Origin of the sequence: Gelidibacter salicanalis, from assembly GCF_016469035.1 — a bacterium.
GTDB lineage: Bacteria > Bacteroidota > Bacteroidia > Flavobacteriales > Flavobacteriaceae > Gelidibacter > Gelidibacter salicanalis_A.
Genome location: NZ_JAEHJZ010000101.1, coordinates 1 through 356 on the forward strand (window position 1 = coordinate 1; position 356 = coordinate 356).

General features: G+C 35.1%; 1 protein-coding gene. It reads left to right on the forward strand.

Going from position 1 to position 356, the window contains the following annotated elements:
* A partial coding sequence (locus tag JEM65_RS21020) for a four helix bundle protein (protein ID WP_439953519.1) occupies positions 1-351 on the forward strand: 351 nt, incomplete at its 5' end.
* Positions 352-356 lie beyond the last annotated feature (5 nt).

The window sequence follows — 356 nt, forward strand, 5'->3', positions numbered from 1 at the left end:
AGGATGGATCATAAGGATTTAGACGTTTGGAAAAAAAGTATGGATTTGGTGGAATTAGTTTATCGGCTATCTTCACAATTTCCTAGTGATGAAAAATTTGGTTTGACAAATCAAATTCGGAGAGCAGTTGTTTCTATACCTGCAAATATATCTGAAGGGGCAGGGAGAAAGGGTGATAAAGAATTGATTCAATTTTTGCATATTGCATTGGGTTCGTTGGCAGAACTGGAGACGCACTATTTGATAGCAGTTCGATTAAACTATTGTAGTATAAATAAAGAATTTGAAGGTGTGTTGTTGGAAGTAAAGCGGTTATTAATTGGTTTTAGAAATCAGAGAAGTGAGAAGTGAGAAGT